The 18,461-nt window shown below is 61.9% G+C and carries 16 protein-coding genes; 13 read left to right on the top strand and 3 right to left on the bottom strand.

Annotation, left to right across the window (positions count from 1 at the left end):
• Positions 1-213 precede the first annotated feature (213 nt).
• Positions 214-507 (bottom strand): MarR family winged helix-turn-helix transcriptional regulator, encoded by a 294-nt coding sequence (locus CH275_RS30480; RefSeq protein ID WP_373453753.1) that lies wholly within the window; start codon positions 505-507, stop codon positions 214-216.
• 289 nt (positions 508-796) lie between these two features.
• Here CH275_RS30480 and CH275_RS27030 point away from each other — a divergent pair, with 289 nt between their 5' ends.
• Positions 797-1,069 (top strand): hypothetical protein, encoded by a 273-nt coding sequence (locus CH275_RS27030; protein WP_094681238.1) that lies wholly within the window; start codon positions 797-799, stop codon positions 1,067-1,069.
• A 148-nt stretch (positions 1,070-1,217) separates the two neighbouring features.
• On the opposite strand, the gene CH275_RS27025 is transcribed toward CH275_RS27030, so the two are convergent.
• Positions 1,218-2,606 carry an MFS transporter gene (locus CH275_RS27025; protein ID WP_094681237.1) on the bottom strand — a complete coding sequence of 463 codons (1,389 nt, stop codon included), beginning with the start codon at positions 2,604-2,606 and terminating at the stop codon, positions 1,218-1,220.
• 216 nt (positions 2,607-2,822) lie between these two features.
• Here CH275_RS27025 and CH275_RS27020 point away from each other — a divergent pair, with 216 nt between their 5' ends.
• Together CH275_RS27020 and CH275_RS27015 are read left to right on the top strand one after the other, a co-directional pair.
• Entirely contained in the window at positions 2,823-3,218 is a 396-nt protein-coding gene (locus tag CH275_RS27020) for an ArsR/SmtB family transcription factor (protein ID WP_306436969.1), read from the top strand.
• A gap of 2 nt (positions 3,219-3,220) precedes the next feature.
• Positions 3,221-3,913 carry a TetR/AcrR family transcriptional regulator gene (locus CH275_RS27015; RefSeq protein ID WP_179276381.1) on the top strand — a complete coding sequence of 231 codons (693 nt, stop codon included), beginning with the start codon at positions 3,221-3,223 and terminating at the stop codon, positions 3,911-3,913.
• 29 nt (positions 3,914-3,942) lie between these two features.
• On the opposite strand, the gene CH275_RS27010 is transcribed toward CH275_RS27015, so the two are convergent.
• Entirely contained in the window at positions 3,943-4,686 is a 744-nt protein-coding gene (locus CH275_RS27010) for an ATP-binding protein (protein ID WP_256991239.1), read from the bottom strand.
• A 256-nt stretch (positions 4,687-4,942) separates the two neighbouring features.
• On the opposite strand from CH275_RS27010, the gene CH275_RS27005 reads away from it, so the two are divergent.
• The 10 genes from CH275_RS27005 to CH275_RS26960 form a co-directional block, all read left to right on the top strand.
• A complete protein-coding gene (locus CH275_RS27005; protein ID WP_218828830.1) occupies positions 4,943-6,280 on the top strand; it encodes a class I adenylate-forming enzyme family protein in 1,338 nt (445 codons plus the stop codon).
• Positions 6,277-6,999, top strand: a complete 723-nt coding sequence (locus CH275_RS27000; protein ID WP_218828829.1) for an SDR family NAD(P)-dependent oxidoreductase — start codon at positions 6,277-6,279, stop codon at positions 6,997-6,999. Before CH275_RS27005 ends, CH275_RS27000 begins: the two co-directional genes overlap by 4 nt.
• Positions 6,993-7,259, top strand: a complete 267-nt coding sequence (locus tag CH275_RS26995; RefSeq protein ID WP_094681235.1) for a phosphopantetheine-binding protein — start codon at positions 6,993-6,995, stop codon at positions 7,257-7,259. The genes CH275_RS27000 and CH275_RS26995 overlap by 7 nt, the downstream gene beginning before the upstream one ends.
• A complete protein-coding gene (locus CH275_RS26990) occupies positions 7,256-8,284 on the top strand; it encodes an AvrD family protein (protein WP_094681234.1) in 1,029 nt (342 codons plus the stop codon). Before CH275_RS26995 ends, CH275_RS26990 begins: the two co-directional genes overlap by 4 nt.
• 50 nt (positions 8,285-8,334) lie before the next feature.
• Positions 8,335-8,787: an ester cyclase gene (locus CH275_RS26985; protein ID WP_094681233.1), complete on the top strand. Its 453-nt coding sequence runs from the start codon at positions 8,335-8,337 to the stop codon at positions 8,785-8,787.
• Positions 8,784-9,548, top strand: coding sequence for an FAD binding domain-containing protein (locus tag CH275_RS26980; protein ID WP_094681232.1), 765 nt, complete (start codon positions 8,784-8,786; stop codon positions 9,546-9,548). Before CH275_RS26985 ends, CH275_RS26980 begins: the two co-directional genes overlap by 4 nt.
• A 43-nt stretch (positions 9,549-9,591) precedes the next feature.
• Entirely contained in the window at positions 9,592-10,092 is a 501-nt protein-coding gene (locus CH275_RS26975) for a (2Fe-2S)-binding protein (RefSeq protein ID WP_094681231.1), read from the top strand.
• Positions 10,089-12,443, top strand: coding sequence for a xanthine dehydrogenase family protein molybdopterin-binding subunit (locus tag CH275_RS26970; RefSeq protein WP_094681230.1), 2,355 nt, complete (start codon positions 10,089-10,091; stop codon positions 12,441-12,443). The genes CH275_RS26975 and CH275_RS26970 overlap by 4 nt, the downstream gene beginning before the upstream one ends.
• Before the next feature lie 47 nt (positions 12,444-12,490).
• The gene (locus CH275_RS26965) at positions 12,491-13,558 is read left to right on the top strand and encodes an XdhC family protein (protein ID WP_179276380.1); all 1,068 of its coding nucleotides are present in this window, start codon (positions 12,491-12,493) and stop codon (positions 13,556-13,558) included.
• A 103-nt stretch (positions 13,559-13,661) separates the two neighbouring features.
• A partial coding sequence (locus CH275_RS26960; RefSeq protein WP_094681229.1) for an ATP-binding protein occupies positions 13,662-18,461 on the top strand: 4,800 nt, incomplete at its 3' end.

The raw sequence follows: 18,461 nt of genomic DNA, 5'->3' as shown, positions 1-18,461 counted from the left end.
CAGATAGGGCGTAACGCCGCTGTTTAAGCAGCTGAATCCGGACTCGACAGCCTGTGACCGGCAGTGGGTGTCGGGGCCCGGAATTCGTCGCCCTCTCCGATCTTCAACCAGTTCCGTGGACCTTGCCGATTTCCTTTCGACGTCAAGGAGTGCGCCATGGACCTCACCGCGGACGCCGTGTGGCGCGCCGTTGTACGAGGGTCGTCTGGTTCGTCAATCGAGTGCATCACCAGTGAAGACTGCAGAAGTTCGGACCAGAAAGTCACAAAAGGCAGCGTGTTCTTCGGGAGTGAAGCTTCCAGCCAGGGTCCGTTCGACCCGCTCCACGTCGATCAGGGCGCGGCCGAGAACAAGGCTCCCTTCGCTTGTGATGTTGCTCAGGACGACTCGGCCGTGCGTGTCGGACTGCTGCCGTGCAATCAGGCGCTTTCGGTGCAGGCCATTGAGCACACCGGCCATGCTCTGCTGGGTCACCCCACATGACCGCGCCAGCTGCGCTCCCGACATATCGGGCACGTCCGACAACGTCAAAAGAACGGTATATTGAGTCATACTGAGGTTGTAGCGGCGGAGGGCTGCTTCATGGTGGCCGGTCAAGGTTTGCTCTGCTCGCCTGAGGAGGCGGCATATATGTCTATCCGATCTGAGGTCGTGCACTTCATACCCCCACTGCGTTGACTCAACTCCCTGAGACAAATAAAGTTGTTGACATGTGCAGTAGCGACTGCGTTCGCGCGTCGTGATGGCCTGGGCGCACTTACTCGCGCCTCTGCCCGGTTTCTCGAAAGGTGTGACGATGCAGGCGACACTGGCTGAGCGGTTGAACGAACTCTTCGATACCCATACGGACGCCAATGGGAAGCCTCTGAGCGCAAGACGATTCCTCGAGAGTTTCAACGCTCAATCTTCGGCGACGCTCAGCCTTGGGTACTTGTCGGAGCTCCGCAATGGCGTATCCGACAATCCACGGGTCCAGCTAGTTGTTGCGTTGGCGAATTACTTTGGCGTACCCCCCAGCTTTCTGGTCGACCTCGATGAGGTGCGTCCCGAGCCCGCTATGGCCATGTAATAACTGTACCCTGAAACCTGCCAGCCGGTATGTGGGTTTTTGTGTATTGCGACACACGAAAAAGACAATAAAGGCAACAAAATACACAAAACGGTCAACGGTCTGCGACGCTTGAGCGCTGCAGACCGTTGACCGTTCGAGTCGGGGACTAAGTCTCTGAACGAGTGGTCCTCACGAGCTGTGAGGTCAGGATGAAACCGAGTACAGCAAGGACCACGCTGCAAATCGCGGCCGCCGCGAGTGCCGTCGCATAGCTGCCCACGCTTGCATTGTTTGCAGATCCGAGCACCGAAAAGAACACCGTTCCGATTGCCGCTATGCCGATGGCGCTGGAGAACTGTTGCGCCGTCGTGAGCACTCCGGCTGCGGCACCGGCGTGTTGCGCGCTGATTTTGGCGAGCACAGCGCCAATCAGCGCGGGTACTGCAGTTCCGTTGCCGAACCCGATCAGGATCATCGGAATGACTAGCATCGGCGCGGAAAGCTCATCGCCTGCGACATAGAGCAATGCAATGAGGATGGCGAGTCCGAGGATCACGACTCCCGTGCCGAACGCGATCACCGAAGGCCCCCGCTTGACGATCTGCTTCTTCGCCACAATCGAGGCGACGGCGAACGCCACTCCGAGGGGCGCAAACGTCAACCCGGCCATCAACGGAGAAAGCCCGAGCCCGTTCTGCATAACCAGCGTCAGGGTGAACACCACACTGAAGAACGCTGCAAACAGAGCGATCGACGTGCCGAGGCCCAGGTTGAAAGCCTTCTCCGTGAAGAGCGACAACGGGATGATCGGCCGACCCCCACGGCGCTCCATGTTCCGCTCCTTGTTCAGAGTCAACAGAAGCACCGGCACAGAAAGAACAAGACATATCCACGTCCACGGAGCCCAGCCCTCACTCCGGCCGAGAACAAGCGGAATCAGGATCAGCGAGAGTGCAGCAGTTATGCCGACTGCGCCAAGCACGTCGAACGACGCTGCAGTCGTACGTTCGTGCCGCGGCAAGGTACGCAGGCCGAATGCCACGGTCGCCAAGGCGATCGGAACATTGACCAGAAATATGACACGCCAATCCAAGCCGAGGATGTCGAAGTTCAGCAGTACACCACCCAGGACTTGGCCGGCTACAGCTCCCACTCCCATCGTGACCCCGAACCACGAAAGTGCTTTACCACGTTCGGCCGGCGGGAACGTACGCGTGATCAGCGCCAAGACCTGCGGTACCAGCACTGCAGCTGTGACGCCCTGGATAAGGCGGAATACGACCAGTTGCGTCGAGGACTGCGCCAGGCCGCATAATAGCGAGGCTATTCCGAACAGCAACATGCCGGTCAAGAACACGGGACGGTGACCGAAATGATCACCGATTCGGCCGCCTGTGATTAGCCCCGCGGCGTAAGTGAATGCGTAGCCCCCCACGATCAATTCCAGGCTGGCCTCGGACGCGCTCAAGTCTCGTTGTAGAACCGGTAGCGCAACATTGACGACGTACAAGTCGAACTGCGCCATGAACATCGCAACCAGCACCACGGGAAGCATCACCCATCGGAGAGGATGACTGCCGGTTGCGGCCGCAGCACTGGGAGGCGCAGTAGCGGCAGATTCTGGGACTGCCAGAGGTGGAGGGGGATCGGACGGAGATTTACTGTGAGACGTGACCACGATGACTCCTTCTATGTTCGTCGTATATCGAACTGTTTGGTAGCGTACAGCCAAGTACTATGAATGTCGAACAGTCATTGAACTCGAATTCGAATGGAAGGCAACCAAGCCATGCGGACCCGGCAACGCACATCGATGCACCATCCACCCGCGGACGAATTGGACCTACTCGAGGTGCTGCATGCCCTGGCCGATGACACAAGGATGCGAATCGTTCTCACCCTCCTGGAGGATGTCGAGCGTCCGTGTGGCACCTTCGACGTGGATGTTGCTCCGTCGACCTTGACCCACCATTTTCGAGTCCTGCGCGAATCTGGCGTGATCCACCAACGAGAGGAGGGCCGGAGAAAGTGGACGACCCTGCGGCTGGAAGACCTCGAGTCGCGGTTTCCCGGAGTGTTGACATCAATTGCCGAGGTGTATGCAGTGAGTGCTTACAGACCGACCCATCAAGATCTCGCCCACCCAACTGACCGCCGTAAGCTTTGACAGTGGTTACACGAAACGACAAGTCCGCGCACCGGGCAGACAAGCCCACCAAATCCGAACTGACACGTTCAGGATTGCTAGTTGGTGCCGCTAAAGAATTCTCGGACAGAGACTATTCCGACGTGACCCTCAACGACATAGCTCGGCGATCGGGAATGACCAAAGGCGCAGTCTATTTCCACTTCGCGACCAAAGAAGAGGTAGCGGGCGCTGTATCGTACATCTACGACCACCGCTTGCGCGTGCTGTACGCCAAAGTCCAATCGGACTACGACGACCCACACGACCAACTGCACGCATTCATCATTCGGCTCCTGCGATGCTTTCAATTCGACTTTACCTTCAAAGCCGCGGTCTCGCTGCACGCACATCACAGGCAACGCATCGCCTCCGCCCCACAACCATTCACCAAGTTGATCACCTTCCTCGGTGAACGTTTCATAGCTGTGGGGTCGACAGGTAGCGACGCCGAACGCTCTGCTTTCATCATCACCTCAGCGATCTTCGGAACGCAGTGGGTGTCCTGGGTCCGTTCCGATCGCAGCGACCTCACCGAACGCGCTGTGGATCTAGTCCGCATGCTCGCACATGAACCCCGCGCTGCTTTGCTCGAGCGAGAGTGCGCCTGGATGCCGGTAGCACCGAGCGCCGAATCGATCGCTGCCGAGATCAAACTTGCCAACATGTTCGGGTAGACCCCGAGCAAGGCTTGCCGAATGGGCACCTACCGGGTCAACACGGGTGCCGTCGCGCGCGACCGCTCGGTCTCCAATCGCTTGTCGATAGCCGAGTAGTCGATGCCAGCGGCCGCTATAGCCTCGTCCACACTCATCACGGTGGGCAACCCGAACAAGGACACGATCTGCTCGAGACGCGATTGCATGGTTCCTGAAACTCGGTGGGTCACAATCCCCAGATCCTGCACCGTTGCAATCAACATGTCGTCGCAGAATCGACGAAACCCTTCATTCATCGGCCGATGACCATCGGCGGCGATTGCGCGTTCGTTCTCCAGGTGCACGAAGGCATCGAAGGAGACAGCGACATGCTGGCGCATAGCCACTCCGAACTGTTCGACCACAGCACCGAAGAATCGCATTTCGTCTGATAGGTCCGACTCCTCGACCGGGTCGAGTCCCGTTGTGGCACTGGGATCCATCCCATAGTGGACTCGGGCTGCGCCGTAGATCCACTCCTGCAGAGACGATCCGTCCGATATGAAGCCACCGCTGGTCGCCGAGAGTGCAGCCTCGGCGGCGGCCCGGCCGGTGTGGCGCCGCATCGCCAGCTGCAAGTACTCGGCGGGGGTCACCTCCGACAGGGCTTTACCGGGCACCGCGGCCGGCATGATCTCACGAATCGTCAGTGCCAGTGTCTTGGGAATTCCGGTCAAATGAGACAGCGCCAGCGCCGTCGACGTTTTACCTGCGGAGTACGTGCCCGAGATCGACAATCGAATATTCTGCACGACAACACCTTTCCTCGAATTCGGATAGGTCGCGAGTATCAGCAACCTGAGACTGTTCACGCCTGTGAACAGTCTCAGCTTGCACGCTCCCGTACGAATCCGCCACCCGCCGGTAAACAATTGTGGCGTTCGTCACTAACTATTGCGCGTGACGGGATCAATCCCGTTATCGTTCAACGGTGTTCACACACGTGAACATCTACCCGGCTCGACGAACCGGTGCCTCATTCCGTTCACCAATCCTTGAGGATCACAAGTGAACTTTGCAAAGATGTTGCGCAGCAATGGCAATGCAGACGCACTTGTCATCGATGACACAGTGTTCACCTACAACGATCTTGCCGACACAGTGGATCGCTGGAGCGAGTTCTATCGAAGAGAGGGTGTAACCGATACCAGTGTCGTTGGACTGCGAGGACACTACTCGGCCGACCTGTGTGGCGCGTTCATCAGTCTCTACGATCTCGGCGCGGTGATCGTTCCGTTCAGCCCCGATACCCCTGCCGAGAAGCTGCAGAGCTTCACTGAAGTCGCGCAACTGAGCACCCTGCACGACCTCGGAACGTCCGACATTACACATCTGTCGGCGTCCACGGATTCGCCACACCGCTTCTACGAGCAACTGCGCACCGCCCACCACGCGGGGTTGGTTCTCTTCAGCTCGGGTACGACCGGACGGAGCAAAGGATCCGTTCTTGATCTGTCGAAACTCGTTGCACGATACGGTGATCGCAGACGAGCACGCCGAACCTTGGCCTTCATGCAACTCGATCATATCGGCGGAGTCAACACGATTCTTCACACCTTGTCGCTGGGCGGATCGGTAGTCACGATCAGCGGAGAACGAACACCGGACGACGTCTTCTCCACTGTGCAAAGCCGAGGGGTCGACACGTTGCCGGTAACCCCGACCTTCCTCACGATGTCCGTAGTAGCCGGGGCGGTAGAACGGTATGACCTTTCCTCACTCAAGCTCATCACATACGGCACCGAACCGATGCCGGTCAGCACACTCTCACGCGTAACAGAACTACTGCCTGACGTCACGCTGAAGCAGACCTACGGACTCTCCGAACTGGGCATCATCCCCACACGATCCAAGGACGACGGGTCGCTGTGGATGAAGCTGGGAACCGACGGGTTCGAGTACGACATCCGCGACGATGTGCTTTGGGTCCGCGCAGACACCGCGATGCTCGGATACCTCAACGCCCCCAACCCCTTCGACGAGCACGGTTATTTCAACACCCAGGACAAAGTCGAGGTCGACGGCGACTATGTACGAATCCTCGGCAGAGACAGCGACATCATCAATGTCGGTGGCGAAAAGGTGTATCCCGCAGAGGTCGAATCCGCGATCCTGGAAGTAGACGATGTCCGGGAAGTCATCGTGTGCGGACGACCGAGCCCCATCATGGGCCACGTCGTCGTCGCGTCCGTACAAGCCGAGGCCGGAACCGGCGGCCCCGAGCTCGAACAACGCATCCTGCATCACTGCAACTCGACACTCGAACCGTACAAAGTCCCCATGCTGATCGAGTTCATCGACGGACGCTACGTATCGGAACGGTTCAAGAAGCTGAGGTCGTTGTGAGCGAACAAGGCACCGCGATAGTCACCGGCGGATCTCGCGGCCTCGGGCTGAAGATCGTCGAACACTTCGCCGAGCGTGGATTCCGAGTCGTGACGTGCAGCCGCAAACCCACCAGCGCGTTGGACGAGCTACGAGCTCGGTTCGATATCGAATGGCACTCCGTCGACGCCGCATCACCCACCTCTCGGGCCGAGATGGCCAACATCATCACCGCCGCCCAACCCCACCTGTTGATCAACAACATCGGATCGATTGCACAAGGTCTGTTCATCTCAGAGCCTCAAGAGTCACTGGAGACAGTGGTGGCGACCAATTACATCGCCCCCATGGTGTTCATCCAGGCCGCTGCCCGGTCCATGGTCGGCAACGGTATCGCCGGCCAGATCGTCAATGTCTCCTCGATCAACACGATCCGCGGATACCGCGGGGTAGCCTCCTACGCCTCGGCCAAGGCCGGAATCGACGGACTCGTCCGGCCACTGGCCAGAGAACTCGGTCCGTTCGGAATACGAATCAACAGCGTCGTACCCGGCTATTTCGACAGCGATCTCACAGCGGTGGTCACCGACGATCACCGCACGCAAATCCGAAACCGCACGCCACTCGGGCGCCTCGGCACAACCGACGATGTGGTCGGCGCAATCAACTATCTCACCAGCGAACCCGGGACGTTCATCACAGGACAAACCCTCGTAATCGACGGAGGAATCACATGCTGACCCAACATGCTGCAGAAGTCGAAGTCATCAAGATCATCGAGACGATGATCGACACCGACGAACTCGACACCGACATCAACCCCGAAATGTCGCTTCCCGAAACGGGACTCAACTCGCTCGCCATAGCTCGGCTTCTCATCAAGCTCGAAGCAAAATTCGGGTCCGACCCATTCCATGACGGCAGCGCACGAATCCCCGACATCAGATCGGTCTCCGACCTGGCTGCCGCGTACGTCAACGTTCAGAAGGCGGCGGTATGAGCACTACCTCGATCACCCAACCGACCAACAAGCTCGTACTGTCCGACATTTCCGACCACCTCGGAGATCCATCAGGACGGTTCTTCTCCAACGGCTACAAGCGAGCGACGTACACCACTCACACGATCACCACCAGCCACGACATCGACACGCTCACATCGCGAATCGCGGCAACAATCGACGTTGGACTGCCTCCCAACTGGTCCGTCAAGAAAAGCGGTGTACAACCACCACACGTCAGCACTGTCGACGCGATGGTCGTCGCGATGCGCTCCTGCGCGACGTTGCTCTCCCAGGTGTCACCGCAACCACTGTCCGAGCTGAGCGTCGTACGCGTTGCGGTGGTAGGAGGCGACAAGCCACAGGAAACACTGGACAACATCGCTGTATCGGGAACACTGCAGCTGCAGACCGTCCAGGGGCACAGTCGATTCCGGTGCGAAGTGGGGTCACTGCGAGTCACACTCGTCGTCTCCGGACTCCGTATCGATCAGATTCGCCACGACTTGGGACAACCCCTTACTGTCGACCCGCAGACCGACTCGTCGTACTGGAACGAAGGCTTTCGACGCGTATCGCACACCATCAGCGACGTCACCGCAGACATCGACGCGCTCGAGGCCACCGGGACAATCGAATTGTCCGGCGACTGGCCCGAAGTGGACGGTCTCGAACACAGCCTCGGCTGCAGGCTCCCCTTCGTCGAAGCATTCGTCTGTACCCTGCAACTCGCACAAGTGCTGTTCTACGCACTCGACGGGCTCTCGCGCAGCGACAGTAATACCTTGTGGATGATGCGGACGGTGATCACACCGTGCGACAACGCCGACGACACATCGGCCCACACGGCACCCGGCGATGCCGGTCTGAGGTTTCCTGCTGCCGTTCGATTCGAGACGGTCGACAAGGTACCGATGGACGGCGGCGAGTGGAGGTTCGTCGAATTCACCTCCGTCATAGGCAATACCGCGATCCGCGCCGAATTCACGCACGACATCTCACACGTCGTCTCGCAGTCGGCGTAACAGATCTTCCGCCGTCCCCGCAGCAGCCATCGACAACGAAGGAGCATTCCATGACCACCTCGAACATCGAGACCCTCAACGACGCACGTAAAGCAAGTATCGCCCGGCTCTTCCGGGACATGATCACCCACAACGACCTATCGGTGGCCGACGACATCTTCGCCCCCGACTTCTACTGGCCACAATTCGATCTGCACGGTCCTGACGGTGTGCGTCAGTGGGTCAACGCTTTCCGGACCGCGTTTCCGGACATGGACGATCGAATCGAAGAGCAGATCGCAGAAGGCGATGTTGTCGTCACTCGGTTGCGTTGCCTGGGAACCCAACTCGGGCCCTTTCGGGGACTACCCCCGAGCGGCAAACGAGCAGACTTCACCGCCATCGGCATCGACTATTTTCGCGGCGACAAAGTCGTCCGCCGCTCGGCCCACTTTGACCTTGCTGACTTGATGCGCCAACTGGGACACACGACACTGGTCGTACCGGCAGTCGACACACCATGAGACCTGCGCCCTTCCAATATGTCAGAGCGCGCAGCGCACTAGAGGCCGCTCAGATGCTCGGCCACAACCCCGGAGCCCGAATTCTGTCGGGAGGACAGACTCTCATTCCGGAATTGACCCGCCGGGCCGTGACGTCACCGCTCATCGTGGATCTCAAAACCGCTCGGGGTATGGACACGGCGCATTGGGAAGACGCAGGGCTGACCATCGGTGCACTCTGCACGCTGTCCACCCTCGAGGCCGTAGTCGCGCAGAGGCCACACGCTCGATACCTACAGTCGGCATTGGCGATGACCGCCAGCCCCGCGATTCGTCACCGCGCCACCGTCGGCGGAACAGTCGCACTTGCTTCGTCCACATCCGAGCTTCTCGTCGCTCTGCTCCTCGGAACCACCTCGTGCGAGACAGTCGACGCCGACGGAAACATTCGAACGCGCGATTTGAACGAGTTTTTCACGACGAGGAACGTCGGTGACGCGGAAGTCCTCACGACCGTGCGCCATACGCCACCTGATGGCGCGGCCGCCCTCGACGAATACGCCCGGCAGTCCAACGTTCCAGCGGACGTCGTAGTGGGCGTCGTATCGGGTTTCGAGACAAACCTCTTACACACCGTCGTCGGAATACGCGGTCGACTCCCGACTTACGCATCCCGTCACCCCGGGGATCCGTACGTGCCACGACATGTGGCCTCCGCGTGGTCACACGACGCGATAGCCGAACGGCTGATCACACGATTGGCGCACGCCGGCCGCCATTAGCTCCTCGCCACTTGCACGACCTGTACGAAAGGCGATCGACAACATGCTGATAGATCTGAGCGTCAACGACACACCCCACCAAATCGAAGCCGAGGATCGAACACTGCTCATCGACGCACTCGCAGAGGTCGGTGCTCGCGCTATCCCCGAGGGATGCAGCGAGGGGATGTGCGGAAGCTGCACCGTTCTTGCAGACGGGGAGCCCATCCGCAGTTGCACAGCGCTCGCCGCCGAGATGTCCGAAGTCGACATCACCACCACCGAGGGTCTGAACTCACCGGACGAACAGGTACTGACCGACCTTCAGCAAGCATTCTCACGCGCAGGCGCTCTGCAATGCGGCTACTGCACTCCAGGAATGCTCATGGTGGGCGCCTGGCTCGCTGCGCGCCATCGTGACGAAACAGATCCGATTTCCGGCGCGGTAGTCCGCCGCGCTATCAACGGAAACCTCTGCAGGTGCACGGGTTACGAGCCGATCGTGGCAGCACTCTGCGACTACATCGACAACCAACGAACTCCGCACATCGACGAGTCCGCATGACCAGAATCGGCGACGCAGTCCCGCGCCTGGAGAACCACCGCCTCCTACGAGGCGAAGGGCGATTTCACACTGACGTTCAGCTGCGCGATCTGTTGTGGATGCGCATCGTCCGCTCACCCATTCCTCACGGGCGCATCACCCGTATCGACTGCTCAGCGGCGCGGTCTATGCCTGGAGTCGCAGCGGTACTCGTATGGAGCGACCTGAACTCCGAACTGGCCATCCCGGCCCGGCAACCGACCCCCGGCATCGACTTCACGCCCTATCTCCAATACCCACTAGCGCGAGAATTCGTCCGGTACGTCGGCGAACCGGTCGTCGCCGTCATCGCAAATAGCCAATATGTCGCCGAAGACGCCGCAGCCGAAATTCTCGTCGAATACGAAGCCATCCCGGTCCTACTCGACGCCCGTAGCGCCGACGGGGAACATGTCCCGTCGCTCAACAACGCCGCGGCGAGAGTAGGCACCATCGAATCCGAATACGGGGACGTCGAAGGCGCATTCAGCGACGCTGCGCACGTCATCTCCACCACCGTCACGTGCGGCCGGCAATCTGGCATCCCCCTGGAATGCCGTGGACTGACCGCATCATGGAACACGCGGTCACGAAAACTGACCATCTGGGGTGCCAGCAAAGTGCCGTACTGGAACCGCCGCATCATCGCTCGGTTCCTCGGCCTGACCGAACACTCGATCCACATGACCGAAAGCGATGTCGGGGGAAGTTTCGGAATCAGAGGCGAGCTCTACCCAGAAGACCTACTCGTGGCCTGGGCAGCAAAAACACTCAGAGCCAACGTCCGGTGGGTCGAAGATCGCCGCGAGCACCTCATCGCCGCCAACCACGCCCGGGAGCAAGAACACGATGTCGATCTTGCATTCGACGACTCCGGCCACATCCTCGCCATCCGCGACACGGCATGGCTGGACTCCGGAGCGTGGATCCGAACACACGGAGCGGTCGTGGCTGCTCTGACATCGGGCATGTTCGCCGGCCCATACCGGGTACCTGCTTTCCGCAGCACCGTTCACGTCGTGCTCACGAACAAGACCCCTGTCGGGACCTACCGCGCTCCCGGCCGATTCCAGAACAACTACGCACGCGAACACGCACTCGACCTGGCCGCGGCCCATCTCCGAATCGACCCGGTCGATCTGAGATCGATGAACTTGCTCGACCATACCGAGCTCCCCATGGAACGCCCCATGCGAATATTCGGCGCACCCATGCTTCTCGATGGCACGGACCATGCTGCGCACCTCGATGCGGCGGTGCAGCGGACCAACTATCGCCGGTGGCAACTCGATGCCGAGACCGGCCGACGTGACGGGCGGCTCGTCGGCGCAGGCATGGCCATGATTCTCGAGAAGGCAGGTCTGGGCCATGACAGTGCCGTGGTCGAAATCGACACCACCGGTGCCATCCGGGTCGCGATGGGCGGCACCTCGGTAGGCCAAGGAATCGAAACTGCTATGGCTCAGATCGCCGCCGACCGACTCGGCGCGGACATCTCCCAGGTATCGGTAGTGCTGTCGGACACCGACATCCTCCACGACGGCGCGGGCACTTTCGCCAGCCGCTCCACCGTAGTCGGTGGTTCGGCAGTCGCCTACGCCTGCGACCAGGTGATCGAGCGGGCAATTGCGGTGGGCGCGACGATCCTGAAACTGCACACCTCCGACCTCGTCGTCGCTGATGGATACGTCGTATCCGTCAGCAACCCCCGACAACGCGTCGACCTGGGATCAGTGTCAATGGCAAGCACTACTCCTGCATTCGTGGCCACCGGCATCGAACCCGGGTTGATCGGCCGCTCGACTTACTCCGCAGCGACGATGACCTACCCCTACGGCGCACACTTCGCCCTGGTAGAGGTCGATCCGGCAACCGGGGTCGTCGACGTGCTGCGCTACGCATTGACGTTCGAGGCAGGCAGGGTCGTGAGCCCAGAAGCGGTTGTCGGGCAGCTACGCGGCGGTGCCGTCCAAGGAATCGGCGGCGCATTGTTCGAGGAGATGCGCTATTCCCCGGACGGGATACCTCTGGACACCTCGCTCGGGGACTACCAACTGCCCAGAGCCCTCAGCGTGCCGGACATCGAAGTGCACGTATTCGAGGATTCACCAGCTCCAGGCAACCCCCTCGGGGTACGAGGAGTGGGCGAAGGGGGTAACGCCGGAGTCGGTGCCGCACTGGCAAATGCCGTCCGGAATGCACTCGGGGTGACGTCTGTCCCCGCGCTCCCGATGACACCAGAGCGGATACTTCGCTTGCTCTACGCGCATCAGCAGACGCCGAAGAAGCGAGAACAAGCACCCGATCGCGAAGTGGTGCCAGTTCGCCGATAGCTCGCACATCACGCGAAGCCCCCGATAGAGAGAGCAGGGATCAGGCCGTGTTCACACTTCTCGAAGACATTGCCGCATTGATCGAAACAGGCCCGATCGCGATGGCCCGGGTGGTGTCAACCACGGGTGCCGGGCCTCGCGAGGTAGGGGCGACCATGCTGGTCACCGCAGACGGTCGGCCAATCGGATCACTGTCGGCAGGATGCGTGGAAGCTGTTGTCATCGACACCGCGCTGAGCGTGATCAAACTGGGAATGTCAGCGACCGAACGCTTTTCCTATGCTGACGCAGACTCCGTCGAAATCGGGCTCACGTGCGGCGGCCAAGTCGAGGTTTTCATCGAGCGCCTCGATCATCAGCACGGAGAAATGATCGCGCGAATGATCGACTACCGCAACGCCGGTCAGTCCATCACTCTCGTGACAACAGTGACCGCGGCACCCGAACGGCAATTGGTCACGGACGCCGACATGACGGATCGAGCCCATCGCGCCGACAGCGAGCTCACGCCGCGGTTCGACGCAGGGCACGGGGGCATGTTCGGTGCGACGTCTGCAGCAGCTCCTCGGACCTTCGTTCACACGTACGCACCGCCGCCGCGCATGCTGCTGGTGGGGGCAAACGACTACGTGCGTGCAATGAGCGTGACGGGTAGCCAACTCGGCTACCGAGTGACTGTCGTCGACGCACGTTCGCTCTTTGCCACTCCTGCAAGGTTTCCCGAGGCAGACGAGGTGGTCGTGGACTGGCCCCATCGCTATATCGAGCGTGAACATGCGGCTGGCAGAATCGATTTCCGCACCGCAACATGCGTCATGACGCACGACTCGAAATTCGACGTTCCGGCGTTGGCTGCCCTACTCAGGCTCGACGAGATCGGGTTCATCGGCGCGCTCGGTTCGCGTCGCACTCACATGGATCGGACTGCCCGTCTGCGGCAAGTCGGGATCACCGACCTGCAGCTCAAACAGCTTCACTCCCCCGTCGGCCTGGATCTAGGAGCTCACTCACCCGAGGAGACAGCTATTTCCATCGTGGCGCAGGTCCTCGCCGAACGTCACGCCGCGTCCGGTCGCGCACTGTCCGACCTGGACGGGCCTATCCACCGACGCTGAGTAAGACATCGACCGCCGAGTGTGCAGACGTTGTGAGAGCACAGCTTTCGCGCCCGCCGTGCCTCCGAAATCGTGGATGGACTTAGCAGACAGGAGAGATTCGTTGTTCAAGCGGATTGCAGTAGTCAACCGAGGCGAGGCAGCAGTACGGCTGATCCGAGCCGTCCGAGAGCTCAACGCCGAACACGATTACGGCATCCGCACCGTAGCGCTGCACACCGAGGCGGAGAAGCGGGCCATGTTCGTCCGCCAGGCCGACGAGGCCGTCACGCTGCGTAAGCCCGCCAGCGGCTCGGCGTACCTCGACTACAGCGTCCTCGAGGCCGCGCTGGTGGAGTCCGGTGCCGACGCAGTATGGGTCGGGTGGGGCTTCGTCGCCGAAGACCCGACGTTCGCGGACCTCGTCGCCCGACTGAACATCACCTTCATCGGCCCGTCCGCCGACGCCATGCGTCTGCTCGGCGACAAAGTCCAGGCCAAGATCCTCGCCGAAAAGGTCGGCGTCCCCGTCGCACCGTGGTCCGGTGGACCGGTCGAGACCCGCGCCGACGCCCGCCGTCATGCAGCAGCGATCGGCTACCCGCTGATCATCAAGGCCCGCTCGGGCGGCGGTGGCCGCGGTATCCGCAAGGTCTGGCGCGAAGACGAACTGGAACTGTCCCTCGAGCGCACCCAGGGTGAGGCCGAGCGCTCGTTCGGCGACCCCGTCGTCTTCCTCGAACGGCTCGTCACCGACGCCCGCCACGTCGAGGTTCAGGTGATCGCCGACAGCCACGGCAACGTCTGGGCCCCGGGCGTGCGCGACTGCTCCATCCAGCGCCGCAACCAAAAGGTCATCGAAGAATCCTCTTCACCGCTGCTCACCAAGGAGCAAGCCGACCAGCTCCGTACCGCCTCCGCCGAACTCGTCAAGGCCGCCGGCTACCGGGGCGCAGGCACCGTCGAGTACCTGTACCAGCCCGAGCAGAAGATCTTCACGTTCCTCGAGGTCAACACCCGCCTCCAGGTCGAGCACCCCATCACCGAGTACACCACCGGCATCGACCTGGTGAAGCTGCAGATCCTCGTCGCCGACGGTCAAGCACTGCCCGGCGCGTGCCCCACCGAGTTCGGTCACGCCGTCGAGGCCCGCCTCAACGCCGAGGACGCCGACAACGGCTTCGCACCCGCACCGGGCACCGTCGAGCTGCTCAAGTTCCCGCTCGGCACCGGAATCCGCGTCGACACCGGTATCGCTCAGGGCGACGTGATCCCTCCCGACTACGACTCGATGGTCGCCAAGGTGATCGCCTGGGGCCGCGACCGCAGCGAAGCGCTGGCGAGGTTGCGCAACGCGCTGCGTGAGACCACCGTCGTCATCGACGGCGGCACCACCACCAAGTCCTTCCTGCTGAGCCTGCTCGACCGCGAGGAAGTCATCTCCGCGTCCGCCGACACCGGCTGGCTCGACCGCACCGAAGCCGGCTCCCAGGTGGGCCCGACGGCCGTCGCCGACATCGCCATCATCGCCGCGGCCATCGATGCCTACGACGCCGAGGAAGGACGCGAGCGCACCGCGTTCCTCAACTCCGCTCGCGGCGGTCGTCCGCGCGCCACGCACGCCATCGGCCGCACCGTCGAACTGAACTACCAGGGCCAGGCATACAAGATCGAAGTGGGCCAGACCGGCACGCACCGCTACAGCATCGACGGAGATGCCATCGGAGAGTTGCAGGTCGACGTCGAACGCCTCGGCACCTACGAGAGCCGTCTGGTCATCGGCGACCACCGCTACCAGGTCGTCACCGTCGCCGGAGCCGCCCACTTCCTCGTCGAGGTCGACGGCATCAGCCACCAGATCTCCCAGGACGAGGCCGGACTGGTCCGCGCGCCCGCTCCCGCCGTCGTCGTCGCCGTCCCGGTCGCCGTCGGAGACGAGGTCGAAGCAGGACAGACCCTCGTCGTCCTCGAGTCGATGAAGATGGAAACCGCGGTCCGGTCCCCGTACGCGGGCACCGTGCGGGAGGTACTGGCCTCGGTCAACGGACAGGTCGATGCCGGAGCGGCCCTGCTGCGCGTCGATCAGGCCGGTGAGCAGAAGGTCTCCGAGCAGGCACCGCGAGTGCAGTTCCGCGGTATCGACGACGCCGCGCAGCGCTCGCCGCAGCGCCGCGCCCTGGACCGCCTCGACGAACTCGCAGCCCTGATCACCGGTTTCGATGTCAGCGGAGCCCGCGCGCGAAACTTGTTGTCCACCTACGAGACTCTGCGCGCCGATGTGCCGCGGAACGATTCGGAGCTCGTCTCTGCCGAGCTGGACCTGCTCAACACGTTCGCCGATATCTGCGAGCTCTCGCGCAATCGACCGACGATGGACGAAGAGAGCAACGACGAGCGCGTCCACTCCCCTCGCGAGCACTTCCACTCGTTCATGCAGTCGCTCGACGCAGACGTGCAGGGGCTGCCGGAATCGTTCCGGGGCAAGCTCACTCGCGCCCTGGCACACTACGACGCCGCCATCGACGAAGGCCGCACACCCGAACTCGAAGAGGCCGTCTACCGCGTCTTCCTGGCACTGCAGCGCATGGAGAACCAGGTTCCGGTCATTGCAGCTCTGCTCGGCCACTGGCTCGCCGACTGCTCGGCGCAGCCCGAGGCCACCCCGGCCATGGCCGAGGTACTCGAGCGGCTCATCGGTGCCAGTCAGGCCCGCTACCCCGTCATCGGCGACGTCGCCCGCAATCTGCGTTTCCGGTTGTTCGACGAGCCGCAGATCCGCAGTGCACGCGAGAAGATCTACGACGGCGTCCGCGGCAGTCTGCAGTACCTCGCCGAGAACCCCGACGCCGCCGACTACTCCGCCCGCATGAAGCAAATCGTCGACGTGGATGAACCTCTCATCGATCTTCTCGACGACGACGTGGATCTCGATGCACTGCTCGAAGCCGTTACCCGTCAGACCTACGGGATTCACCACTTCCGACACGTCGACACTTTCGATCACGACAATTGGAGGTTCGTCACCGGGGCGTTCGTGCTCAATGCAATAGAGGTTCATGTCATTGCAACACGCACCGACCGATCCACGTTGCCTTCTGCTCTGTCATCTATCAAGGCCGTCGCAGAGCTCACACCGGAACATCGGGTCGTCGATGTCTACCTTTCGTGGCCCGATGCACCGCTGAGCGAGGACGGACTCAGCGCGGAAATTCGACAACTCGTAGGACAAAAAGCGTATGCGGGACTATGGCGTCGGATCACCGTCACAGTGTTCGGTTCCGGATCGCCGCGCCAGATCACCCTGAGACCGGATCGGGATGGGGATCTTGTCGAAGACCTGACCATCCGGGACATGCACCCGCTGACCGGCCAACGACTCGACCTGTGGCGACTGAAGAACTTCGACGGAGTTCGCTTGCCCGCCAGCGCAGGCACATACCTCTTCCACCTGACGTCCAAGGCCAACCCGTCGGACGAGCGACTGGTCGCCCTGGCCGAGATCCGCGGTGTCACAAAACAGTTGGACGAAGCCGGCAACATCGTCGCCGTACCCGAGATCGAACGCACCGTCGCAGCCTGCCTCGACGGCATCCGGCGCGCCCAGGCCGGACGCGGCAAGAAGCGCCTCGACGCCAACCGCGTCGTGCTCTACGTCTGGCCGGTACTCAACGTTCCCGCCGACCGCATCGCCACCATCGCCCGGCACATCGCGCCCCTGACGATCGGTGCAGGCCTCGAGGAGATCACCCTCATCGCCCGCCTCGCCGAAACACCCGGCGCGACACCGCGTGAGGTCGCGCTGCGCCTGTCGTACCGATCCGGTGCAGGCATCGTCGCCAAGATCACCCCGCCGCCGACCGAGCCGATGCGTCCACTCGACGAGTACACCCAGAAGGTGCAACGCTCCCAGGCCCGCGGCACCGTGTACCCGTACGAGCTCATTCCGTTGCTGAGCAGCAACGGCGGCACGTTCACCGAGTACGACTTCGACGCCGACGGCATCCTCGCACCGGTCGATCGTCCCTACGGCCGCAACTCCGCAGGCGTCATCGTCGGTGTGGCCACCACACCGACCGCCAAGTACCCCGAGGGCATCACCCGCGTCGCACTGTTCGGCGACCCGACCAAGGCACTCGGCACCGTCGCCGAGGCCGAGTGCTCGCGGATCGTCGCGGCCATCGACCTCGCCGAACAACTCGGTGCCCCCGTCGAGTGGTTCGCATTGTCCTCCGGCGCAACGATTTCCATGGAATCGGGCACCGAGAACATGGACTGGGTATCACGCGGCCTGCGTCGCATCATCACCTTCACCCAGGCCGGCGGCGAGATCAACATCGTCGTCGCAGGCATCAACGTCGGCGCACAGCCCTACTGGAACGCCGAAGCCACCATGCTCACCCACACCAAGGGCATCCTGGTCATGACCCCCGACAGCGCGATGGTACTCACCGGAAAGCAGTCCCTGGACTACTCCGGCGGCGTCTCGGCCGAGGACAACTTCGGCATCGGCGGCTACGACCGCGTCATGGGCCCCAACGGCCAGGCGCAGTACTGGGCACCGAACCTGCGGGCCGCGTGCGACATCCTGTTCGCGCACTACGACCACGCGTATGCCGCACCGGGAGAACGCTTCCCGCGCCGCGCAGCCACCGCGGACCCGACCGAGCGCGACGTGCGCACCTACCCACACGTGCACCCGTCGAGCGACTTCACCACCGTCGGCGACATATTCTCCTCGGTCACCAACCCGGACCGCAAGAAGCCGTTCGACATTCGCACCGTGATGCGCGCCGTGGTGGACCAAGACCACTCGGTACTCGAGCGCTGGGCCGACATGGCCGACGCCGACACCTCCGTGGTGTTCGACGCCCACCTCGCCGGAATCCCGGTGTCCGTCATCGGCATCGAATCACGGGCCATCCCC

The sequence above is a fragment of the Rhodococcus sp. 06-235-1A genome (genome assembly GCF_002258785.1).
Taxonomy (GTDB): domain Bacteria; phylum Actinomycetota; class Actinomycetes; order Mycobacteriales; family Mycobacteriaceae; genus Rhodococcoides.
The sequence above is the reverse complement of the archived record's forward strand: the minus strand, read 5'-3'. Positions and strand labels throughout refer to the sequence as shown.

What these genes read in the sequence shown, in the direction of transcription:
- CH275_RS26985 (WP_094681233.1), top strand. Translation starts at nt 8,335, where the DNA reads ATGACCACCTCGAACATCGAGACCCTCAACGACGCACGTAAAGCAAGT.
- CH275_RS30480 (WP_373453753.1), bottom strand. Translation starts at nt 507, where the DNA reads ATGTCGGGAGCGCAGCTGGCGCGGTCATGTGGGGTGACCCAGCAGAGC.
- CH275_RS26980 (WP_094681232.1), top strand. Translation starts at nt 8,784, where the DNA reads ATGAGACCTGCGCCCTTCCAATATGTCAGAGCGCGCAGCGCACTAGAG.
- CH275_RS27025 (WP_094681237.1), bottom strand. Translation starts at nt 2,606, where the DNA reads ATGCTTCCCGTGGTGCTGGTTGCGATGTTCATGGCGCAGTTCGACTTG.
- CH275_RS27030 (WP_094681238.1), top strand. Translation starts at nt 797, where the DNA reads ATGCAGGCGACACTGGCTGAGCGGTTGAACGAACTCTTCGATACCCAT.
- CH275_RS26990 (WP_094681234.1), top strand. Translation starts at nt 7,256, where the DNA reads ATGAGCACTACCTCGATCACCCAACCGACCAACAAGCTCGTACTGTCC.
- CH275_RS26975 (WP_094681231.1), top strand. Translation starts at nt 9,592, where the DNA reads ATGCTGATAGATCTGAGCGTCAACGACACACCCCACCAAATCGAAGCC.
- CH275_RS26970 (WP_094681230.1), top strand. Translation starts at nt 10,089, where the DNA reads ATGACCAGAATCGGCGACGCAGTCCCGCGCCTGGAGAACCACCGCCTC.
- CH275_RS26995 (WP_094681235.1), top strand. Translation starts at nt 6,993, where the DNA reads ATGCTGACCCAACATGCTGCAGAAGTCGAAGTCATCAAGATCATCGAG.
- CH275_RS27020 (WP_306436969.1), top strand. Translation starts at nt 2,823, where the DNA reads ATGGAAGGCAACCAAGCCATGCGGACCCGGCAACGCACATCGATGCAC.